This window comes from Corynebacterium sp. HMSC075D04 (genome assembly GCF_001815635.1).
GTDB classification, from domain to species: Bacteria; Actinomycetota; Actinomycetes; order Mycobacteriales; family Mycobacteriaceae; genus Corynebacterium; species Corynebacterium coyleae.
The window spans coordinates 27,387-37,207 of the sequence record NZ_KV821356.1 but is presented as its reverse complement, the minus strand read 5'-3'; the positions used below and the strand labels follow the sequence as shown (position 1 = coordinate 37,207).

8 protein-coding genes are annotated in these 9,821 nt (G+C 62.1%); all 8 read right to left on the bottom strand.

The genetic code is table 11. The features are described 5' to 3' along the window. A partial coding sequence (locus HMPREF3048_RS08485) for an ATP-binding cassette domain-containing protein (RefSeq protein WP_168167347.1) occupies window positions 1-1,020 on the bottom strand: 1,020 nt, incomplete at its 3' end. Window positions 1,021-1,473: 453 nt separating this feature from the next. Further along, entirely contained in the window at window positions 1,474-2,715 is a 1,242-nt protein-coding gene (locus HMPREF3048_RS08480; RefSeq protein ID WP_070771869.1) for a pyridoxal phosphate-dependent aminotransferase, read from the bottom strand. Between the two features lie 22 nt (window positions 2,716-2,737). Further along, the gene (locus HMPREF3048_RS08475; RefSeq protein WP_070771868.1) at window positions 2,738-3,367 is read right to left on the bottom strand and encodes a DUF1707 SHOCT-like domain-containing protein; all 630 of its coding nucleotides are present in this window, start codon (window positions 3,365-3,367) and stop codon (window positions 2,738-2,740) included. 10 nt (window positions 3,368-3,377) lie between these two features. Continuing rightward, window positions 3,378-4,328, bottom strand: coding sequence for a substrate-binding domain-containing protein (locus tag HMPREF3048_RS08470; protein ID WP_070771867.1), 951 nt, complete (start codon window positions 4,326-4,328; stop codon window positions 3,378-3,380). After that, window positions 4,321-4,683 carry a hypothetical protein gene (locus tag HMPREF3048_RS08465; RefSeq protein WP_070771866.1) on the bottom strand — a complete coding sequence of 121 codons (363 nt, stop codon included), beginning with the start codon at window positions 4,681-4,683 and terminating at the stop codon, window positions 4,321-4,323. Before HMPREF3048_RS08465 ends, HMPREF3048_RS08470 begins: the two co-directional genes overlap by 8 nt. An 11-nt stretch (window positions 4,684-4,694) precedes the next feature. After that, the gene (locus HMPREF3048_RS08460) at window positions 4,695-5,954 is read right to left on the bottom strand and encodes a Na/Pi symporter (protein WP_070771865.1); all 1,260 of its coding nucleotides are present in this window, start codon (window positions 5,952-5,954) and stop codon (window positions 4,695-4,697) included. Between the two features lie 87 nt (window positions 5,955-6,041). Continuing rightward, window positions 6,042-8,009 carry an ABC transporter ATP-binding protein gene (locus HMPREF3048_RS08455; RefSeq protein ID WP_070771864.1) on the bottom strand — a complete coding sequence of 656 codons (1,968 nt, stop codon included), beginning with the start codon at window positions 8,007-8,009 and terminating at the stop codon, window positions 6,042-6,044. Next, window positions 8,006-9,712, bottom strand: a complete 1,707-nt coding sequence (locus HMPREF3048_RS08450) for an ABC transporter ATP-binding protein (protein ID WP_070771863.1) — start codon at window positions 9,710-9,712, stop codon at window positions 8,006-8,008. The genes HMPREF3048_RS08455 and HMPREF3048_RS08450 overlap by 4 nt, the downstream gene beginning before the upstream one ends. Between the last annotated feature and the right edge of the window lie 109 nt (window positions 9,713-9,821).

Genomic DNA, 9,821 nt, shown 5'->3' with positions numbered 1-9,821 from the left:
GGTTTCACCGTCCACCGGAATCATGACACCCCACGCCGTACCGGGAAGCTCAATGAACACATGTTGATCGTCGCGAACCTTGTCTTGTGCGTGACGATACGCAGCGAGAGACGACTCCACAGACTCGGCATGAGCCGCACCACGCCGAGCAGCAGTCTTCTCCGACCGATCCTTGTCCAGCCCCATCGCCATGCCAGGTTTGCGTTTGTTAGCCGCGAACTTCTTTCCGCGACGAGCGTCCCGGGCAATGCGAGTTTGCATCGCCTCACGCTCCCGAACCTGCCTACTGTGAACCGCCTTCTTGTCCCGCACCTCCCGCATCGCTGCGTCCTGTTCGCTGGCCAGAGTTTCGCGGTAGGTGGAGTAGTTGCCGGGGAAAAGACGTAGCTTCCCGTCGTGAAGTTCTGCAATTTCGTCCACGGAATCCAACAAGTCGCGATCGTGGCTCACCACAATCGCAGGAACAGTGGATTTGGAAAGAGAACGAATCAGCTGGGCTTTCGCTTCCGCATCGAGGTTGTTTGTTGGCTCGTCCATCACGATGAAATCGGGGTTGTCAGACATGAGCGCAGCTAGTGCAACACGAACAGCCTCTCCACCGGACATGGTAGACAGCGGCCTGTCCAAGTTGAGCGGGAGGCCGTGAGCGGACAACACAGCCTGAGTTTCTTCGGCGGCATCCCACCGGTCACCAATGAGCTCGAACAATTCGGGATTGAACTGGCCACCTTCGACGGCGTTGATTGCCTCGATGATTTCGGTAACCCCAAAGACGTCCGAAACCGTAGTGTCCGGTTGCAGCCCAAGATCCTGAGGTAGGTAAGCGATTTTCGACGGGCGTTCGACCGAACCAGTGCTCGGCTGTAGCTCGCCGAGAATGACCCTGATCAGAGTCGTTTTTCCGGAACCGTTATCGCCGATTAAGCCGGTCAGGTGACTTGAAAATATGGCATTCAAGTCCGAGAAGCAGGAGGTTCCGTTAGGCCACTCGAGGGAGACGTTATTTAGGGAAATAGGCATGCTCATTCAACTTTCTGTTTCGTGTTAGGCGGAAACACGGAACATGAGCACGGCCTACTCCTTCCTTCGGGGACAATTCCTCGTCGATACTATGGCAGCGTCCGTTTGGGGTCAAGGGGTTTGTGCTGCTGTAAGTCGGGGTAGGTGTCGGCCACTCACAACCCCTCGCGGCTGACAGATTGCGGCGGAATCTGTCAGCGACCGGCATCGCGCCTGGTCAGAAATTGGCCCTGACAGATTTTGTGGAATCTGTCAGGGAGGAGGCCTTAACACCCGTAGCAGGCGGGCGTGCAAAATAGTTCCCGGCATCAGCGCGAAACCGGGAACTATTTTGCCTTTCCGAGGTGCCGACCTGGGGGAATGCCGGCGAGAAAGGGTCGAAACCCCCAAATAGTTCCCCGGCCGGGAACTATTTTCGGAAAGGGGCGCCCAACCGCCAACCGCCAACAACCCCTAGTGCTGGTGGTAGTCCGCCAGGAAGTTGCCGAGGCGCTCGATGGCGTTTTCCAACTGGGACGCCCACGGCAGGGTGACCACGCGGAAGTGGTCGGGAGTGGGGTAGTTGAAGCCGGTGCCTTGGACCATGAGGATCTTCTCGGATTTGAGGAGGTCGAGCATGAATCGTTCGTCGTCGTGGATGTTGTACATTTCGGCGTCGATTTTGGGGAAGCAGTACAACGCACCCTTGGGTTCGACGACGGAGATGCCGGGGATTTCGCGCAGTTTGCGGACGGCGATGTCGCGCTGTTTGCGTAGGCGGCCGCCGGCGCCGGTGAGTTCGTAGATGGACTGGCGGCCTCCCAACGCGACCTGGATGGCGTGTTGGCCGGGCACGTTGGCGCACAGGCGGGTACCCGACAACAGATCAAGCCCTTCGATGAATCCCTTGGCGCGGCGGCGCGGGCCGGTTACGACCATCCATCCGGCGCGGTACCCGCAGACGCGGTACGCCTTGGACAGGCCGTTGAAGGTGATGCAGAGGAGGTCGGGGGCGACTTCGGCCATGGAGATGTGCTTGGCGTCGTCGTAAAGTACGCGGTCGTAGATTTCGTCGGCAAGGACCATGAGCTCGTGCTCGCGGGCGATGTCGGCGATGCCTTCTAGGATCTCGCGGGAGTAGACGGCGCCGGTGGGGTTGTTGGGGTTGATGACCACGATCGCCTTGGTGCGGTCGGTGATCTTCGAGCGAATGTCTTCCAGGGACGGATTCCAGTTGTCCTCTTCGTCGCAACGGTAGTGGACGACGTTGCCGCCGGCGAGCGTGGAGGCGGCGGTCCACAGCGGGTAGTCGGGGGCGGGGATGAGGATTTCGTCGCCGTCGTTAAGCAGGGCTTGGGTGACCATGCTGATCAGTTCGGACACACCGTTGCCGAGGTAGACGTCGTCGATGTCGAAGTGCGGGAAGTCTTCGATCATTTCGTAGCGGGTGACCACTGCGCGGCGGGCGGAGGTGATGCCTTTGGAGGTGGTGTAGCCCTGGGAGGTGGGCAGGTTGGCGATCATGTCGCGCATGATCACGTCGGGCGCTTCGAAACCGAACACGGCGGGGTTGCCGGTGTTGAGTTTCAAAATGGTGTGCCCGTCACGTTCCATCTGCTCGGCGGTGGCGGTGACGGGGCCGCGGATGTCGTAGAAGACGTTCTTGAGTTTTTCCGCCTGGTCGAAGTGGCGGTGCGGTTTCAGTGGCTCGCTCATGGGTTACCACTGTAGGCCGGGTCTACTTCCGGCGGAAGCGATTGACGGTGTCTTGCGCGATGTTGAGCGCGTCGTTGGTCATTTGGTTGATTTGGTCTTTGCGTTGTGCGCGCATGAGGGCCTGCTGGTGGACCTGGGCGGCTTCGATTTCGAGTTGGCGGCGTTTGATTTCTTGGCGGCGCTGTTGTTCGAGTTGGCGCAGGCTGGGGGTGTACCAGGAGTCGGGCCCAACCTTCATTACGTAGAGCAGGATGAACAGGGTGGGGATGAGCAGTAGCGACAGGCCGGACAGCGCAGTTGATCCCGCGGCTCCGAAGATGCTCACCAGGCCGATGGAGCCGATGGTGCCGAGCCAGAACACGCCGGCGCGGGTGCGGCGCCCGGAGCGGCGTGCCTGCATGATTTCGGCTTGGCTGTACAGGACCGCATCGTCGGACACTTGCTTATCGACGACCCCACCGCCCCGGCCCGTCGGCAAATCCCCCAAAATCGGCTGCAGGTCCTGCTGCGTTTGGGCCTCGGCGACGGCTTGGCACCGGTTGTCAAACTCGGCCATGTCCAACCGGCCTTCGCCGAGCGCGCGGCCGAGGATGTCCATGGCGTCCATGCGCTCTTGGTCGCCGATGCGGAAGTTGCCGTAAGGGGTGCTCATGGACGCGATGTTAGTTCAATGCGTGCCACTGTTCGTCGATACCTGTGGTGCCGTCGGCGAAGCGCTGCTTTGTGGCGTCGTAGACCTCCTCGGGCAGCTGGTAGAAGTACACGCGCGGCATGACTGCTTCGGCGTTGTCGAGGTAGGTGGTGACAAACTCGCCGACGTTGTCCTTCTTCGCCGATTCCGCGTTGACGTAGATGAACAGCGGGCGCGACAGGGGGTAGTTGCCGCTCTTGGCTTCGTCGGCGGTGGGGGCGATGCCGTCGACGAGTACGTTGTCGATCTTGTTGCGCACCGTGCCCTCGGTGGCTAGGTAGTTGCCGATGCCCATGAAGCTCAGGCCGTTGACGTCTTCGGAGACCCACGTGGACAGTTCTTGGATGTCGTCGCTGGATTGGTAGTCGTCGCGGATGGTGTCGTTGCCAAGCACCATGTCCTCGAACACGCCGAGGGTGCCGGAGCCGGTGGGGCGCCCGTAGAGGTTGATTTTCTCGTTCGGCCAAGATGGGTCGATGTCGGACCAGGTGGTGACGGTGGATTCCTTCGACCAGATGTCGTGGAGTTGCTCGACAGTCAGGTCGGTGGCCCAGTCGTTGTCGGCGTGTTTGACGATGGTGATCGCGTCCAGACCAATCGGCAACTCGAAGAAGTCCACGCCGGCCTCGGCGCATTGTGCCTGGTAGTCAACGGAGGATTCGCTGCCGGGAATGGCGACGGAGGCGTCGTTGATGTCGGCGTCGCCTGCGCAGAACTTGTCAAAGCCGTCGGTCGAACCAACTGCCTCAAGCTCGGCGTCGAAGTTGTAGCGGTTGAGCATGTAGCGCGTGATCGGCTCGACTGTCGACGAGCCCGTGATGGTGAACGCCTCGCCGGCACCGGAACCAGAACCGGAATCGGAGCAGGCGCCCAGCGTCAGCGCCGCCGCGGCCGCGAGTGCGGCGGTGAGGGTTTTACGCATCGTTGTGACCCTTTCGCATTTCGACGCGGAACTCGCGAAGCAGTTTGAACAGGCTCGACCAGGACCCTTGCGCGTTGGCCCAGTATTCGGGGAAGTTCTCCAGCTCTTCTTCCTGCTCTGGGGTGACGTTCGGGTTGGTTTTCTTGTAGCGCGCGTGGTGGTCGGTGTCGGCGTCGGTGTCGTCGTTAAGTAGTGCTTGGTTGGTGGCGTGGCGGGCGGCGAGCTCGTCGCGAAGTTCAGCGGCGGTTTCCTCGAGCTCGTTGAGCAGGGCCACAAGGGCGTTGTCGGGGGCTTCGTTCTGGATGAGTTCCTGTGCCATTGGCGACAGGTCTGGTGTCTGGTTCGCGTCGGTCATGGTGCTGCTCCTTAGGTGAGCGCGTTGGAGATGAAAACGGCGAGGATCGGGATAGCGAAGAACACTCCGCCGATCCAGAGGAAGACGTAGAGCTTGTTCTTTACGGCGAGGCCGGCGAGCCAGTCAGAACCGGCCGGCGGCAGTTTGCTCATGAACGGGATGCCAAGGATCACGGCTGCGGCGCACACGTTGAATAGGGTGTGCACCAGCGCGCCTGCCATGGCGGCTTCGGCGTCCGCGCCGGAGACAGCGAACGCGGCGATCAGGCCGGTGACGGTGGTGCCGATGTTCGCGCCGACCACGAACGGGAACAGCGTGCGGACCTCGAACTTGCCGGAGGCCGCCAGCGGCACCGTCAGTGCGGTGGTGGTGGAGGAGGACTGCACCAGGGTGGTGATTACCGCGCCGGAGAGCAGGCCGACAAACGAGTTTTTGCCCAGCGCGGCGTAGAGGATCTCTTGGGCCTTGCCCACCAGCAGGGCGTTGAGCAGGTTGCCGATGAACTGGATGGACCACAGAATCAGTGCGATGCCGACGATGGACAGGACGATGCCGCCCCACATGTCGCCAAGCGGGGAAACAAGACTGCCAGCCAGGGCAACGAGCGGTTCGGTGATGGTATCCAGCCCGTCGCCGATGGCCTCGAAGGCACCGGCGACAACACCTTCGCCCTGGCCGCTCAGCGACGGCGCGATCGCCGACGCGGTGCGCGACAAGAAGCCGGTGAAGATCTCCAGCGGGAAGAAGATCAAGATGGCGATGAGGTTGAAGAAGTCGTGCACGGTCGCCATGGAGAAACCGTTTTTGAACTGGGTCTTGTTACCCGCCAGGCCGAGCGCGACCAGGGTGGAGGTCACCGAGGTACCCATGTTGGCGCCGAAGAGCATCGGTACCGCAATGCTCAGCGGTAGGCCACCGGCGATCATGCCGACCACAATCGAGGTGGTGGTCGACGACGACTGAATAATCGCCGTGGCCACCACACCAATGGCAAGGCCGACGAACGGGTTCTCGGCAAACGAGAACAGTTCCTTGGCCTGGTCGCCGGCAACCATTTTGAAGCCGTCGCCGATCATGCCCACGCCGTTGAGCAGCAGCCAAACACCGAGCGCTACGGCGATCCAGTTCGCGGCCTGCTTGGCGGCGCCGTCGAGAGGCAAAAAGCCCAGTGGATCCTTGGGAGCGTCATCCTTCCGGGTGGCGGTGTTCTCCGGGTTTTCCGGTGCTGCTTCCTTAAGCGCGGTGCCCCCGCCCGCTGCGTGTGTGTTCATGCTCGCCCAATCACTCGTGTACGGCAGTCGTTCGCGCTGACCGTACACACGCAGAGTGAAATCTGGGTGAACGCTGGGAGAACTCTCCTAGTCCTCTCCGAATTGCGATTGGTGCAGTTTCCAATATGCGCCTTGCTTTGCGACGAGCTCAGCGTGGCTGCCCTGCTCCACAATCGTTCCGTGTTCCATGACGAGGATGGTGTCGGCGCCGCGGATCGTCGACAAGCGGTGTGCGATGACGAATGAGGTGCGGTTGGAGCGCAGCGCGTTCATCGCCTGCTGGACCAGCACCTCGGTGCGGGTGTCCACTGAGGAGGTGGCTTCGTCGAGAATCAGCAGTGCGGGCTGGGAGAGGAACGCGCGCGCGATGGTGATCAGTTGGCGCTCACCTGCGGAGATGGAGCCGCCGTCTTGGTCGACGATGGTGTCGTAGCCCTCTGGCAGCGCGTGCACGAAACGGTCCACGTAGGTGGCCTTCGCAGCGGCGATGACCTCCTCGTCGGTGGCGTCGAGGCGGCCGTAGCGGATGTTTTCCATGATCGTGCCCTTGAACAGCACGGCGTCTTGCAGCACCATGCCGATCTGGCTGCGCAGCTCGGCGCGAGGCATGTCTCGGATGTCGGTGCCGTCGATGGTGATCGCACCCGCGTCGACGTCGTAGAACCGCATGATCAGGTTCACCAGCGTGGTTTTGCCGGCGCCGGTGGGGCCGACGATCGCGGCGGTCTGGCCCGGTTCGACGCGTAGGTTCAGGTGCTCGATGAGCGGGGGAGCGTCGCTGCGATCCGTCCCGTAACCAAAGGAGACGTCGTCGAACTCCACGAGACCTTCGACGCGCTTGCCCTTGCGGTCCGGGGCCTGGTCTTCGGGTTCCTCCTCTGCGTCGAGTAGCTCGAAGACGCGCTCAGCGGACGCGACGCCGGATTGCAGCATCTGCATCATGCCGGCGATTTCGCCGAGCGGCTGGTTGAACTGGCGGGAGTACTGGATGAACGCGGTGGCATCCCCAAGCGTGAGGCGACCGGAGGCGACCTTCACACCACCGAGTACCGCGATGGCCACGTACGACAGGTAGGAGACGAACTGCATGATCGGGTGCATCGAGTTGGCCAGGAACTGCGCCTTCTGGGCAGCGCCGGCGAGTTCCTCGTTGCGTTCGTCGAACTGGGCGCGCAGCTGGTCGGTACGGCCGAAGATGACCGCCACGTCATGGCCGGAGAAGGACTCCTCGACATGCCCGTTGACGTCGCCGGTGGCCTTCCACTGGGTGGTGAACTGCTTCTGGCTTCGCGTGCCTACCACCGCCATGGCCAGGCCGGTCAGCGGAATGGCCAGCAGGGCGACGAGTGCCAACTGCCAGGAGATGGCGAACATCATGACCAGGATGCCAACGACGGTCAGGATCGCGTTGAACAGCGAGGACAACGACTGCTGTAGGGCTTGCTGGACGTTGTCTACGTCGTTGGTTGTGCGCGACATGACGTCGCCACGCTGACGGGTATCAAAGTAGGACAGCGGCAGGCGGTTGATCTTCGCTTCAACCCGTTCGCGCAGGCTGAACACTGCCCGGATGGATAGTTTGTTCAGGATCGCGCCCTGCGCCCACATCAACACCGCAGAGGCCAAGTACAGCACCAGGACCAGCACGATCAGGTCGCGGAGACGGTCAAAGTCGATGCCGCTGCCCGGGGTGAGGTCCATCGCGCCGGCCATGTCCGCGAACCGATCCTGGCCGGCCGCCCGCATCGCTTCGACGGCTTGTTCCTTGGTGGTGCCGGGCGGGAGTTGCTTGGACACCACGCCGGAGAAGATCACGTCCATGGCGCGGCCCATCACACGCGGGGCGTAGACGGCAAGCACGACGGACAGGGCGTTCATGACAAACACCGCCGTCAGCGCCGCCTTGTAGGGGGCGAGCAGCCCAAGCAGGCGTTTCGCGGACGGCCAGAAGTTCTTCGCCTTGCGCGGCGCCTTGCTGGAGAAGTCGTCGCCGGCCATCTTCTCTTCGTATTCGGCGAGTTGCTCATCAGACAACTCGGTCATCTGCTCACTCATGCGTCCACCTCCGCCTGGCTACGTTCGATCTGACGGTAGGTCTCGGACTGCGCCAGCAGTTCTTCATGCGTGCCGCGGGCGACGATGCGCCCGGCCTCCATGACCAGGATCTGATCCGCATTGCGTATCGACGCCACCTTCTGCGCCACCACAATCACCGTCCGGTCCTGAACCGTCTCGCGCATCGCGGCGTTCAGGTTTGCCTCGGTGGTGGCATCCAGCGCGCTAAACGAGTCGTCGAACACATACACCTTCGGATCCGCCACCAGCATCCGCGCAATGCATAGACGTTGGCGCTGACCACCGGAAACGTTCGTGCCGCCCTGGGAGATCGGCATGTCCAGATCCTCCACGAACGACGCCTGCGCGGTCCGCAGCGCCGCCCACAGTTCCGCATCGGTCGCCTCAGGGTTGCCCATGCGCAGGTTCGACGCCACCGTTCCCGAAAACAGCCACGGCTTCTGCGGCACCATCGCCACCGCCCGCACGAGATCCGCGCGAGGCATGGTGGTCACCGGGGTGTCGTCGATAAGCACACGCCCTGACGTGGGCGAATACAACCGCGGCAGCAGCCCCACCAGCGTGGTTTTGCCACTGCCGGTCGCGCCGATGATTGCCGTGGTCGTGCCCGGACGCGCCTCAAACGAAATCTCCTCCAGCACCGGCTTTTCCGCGCCGGGGTAGGTGTACGACACATCCTCGAAGCGCACGACGCCACTGCTTATCGACGACCCCACCGTCGCCGGCGCCTTCACCTCATGCCCAAGCACCTCCTCGATGCGGGTGGCGCACACGATCGCGCGCGGCAGCATCATGAGCATGAACACACCCATCATCACCGCCATGAGAATCTGCATCAGGTACTGCATAAACGCGGTAAGCGAACCGACTTCGACCAGGCCGTCGTCGACACGATGCCCGCCGAACCACAACACCGCCGCCGTGGCCAGGTTCAGGATCAGCATGATCGCCGGGAACATCGTCACAAACACCCGGCCGATGTTCAGGCTCAGCCTGGAGATGTCCTCGTTGGCCTCCGTGAAACGCTGCGCCTCGAACTCCTCGCGGCCGAACGCACGCACCACACGGATGCCGGCGATCTGCTCACGCAACAGACCGTTGATGTTGTCCAGCTTCGACTGCATCTTGCGAAACATCGGCATCAACAACCCCGCAGTGATACCGACAACCACGGTGAGCACCAACACCGCCGTGACCACCAGCCACGACATACCCGCATCCTGGCGCAACGCCATAATGATGCCGCCGATAGCCATGATCGGCGCCGCCACCATAAAGTTCATGAACAGCAGAAACGTCATCTGCACCTGCTGCACGTCGTTCGTCCCGCGCGTGACCAAGGTGGCGGTGCCGAAGTGTGACATGTCCTCGTGGTCAAAGCCCGTCACGCGCTCGTACACCGCCGCGCGGACATCGCGGCCCGTTTTCATCGCGGCCTTGGATGCGAACCACGTCGCCCCGATCGCCGCCACGACCTGCACCAGCGCCACCACCAGCATCGTGCGACCGACCCGCCAGATGTACGGCACGTCAGCCTGCGCGACACCGTTATTGATGATGTCCGCGTTCAAATCCGGCAAGTACAGCGTTGCCAGCGTCGTGACCAGCTGCAGCACGATCACCAGCGCAATCGTCGGCGCGTAGCGTTTTCCAAATCGCGTGGTTAAGCGGATGAGATCCACGTGGGTGCCCTTTCTGTAGGTAACCGGGCAAGTGTAGACGTTTCTGGCGTGCTGCTGCCTAAAAGACGATATCGCCTTTTACAGGGTGCGCCGTTGCAAAACCCCAGGT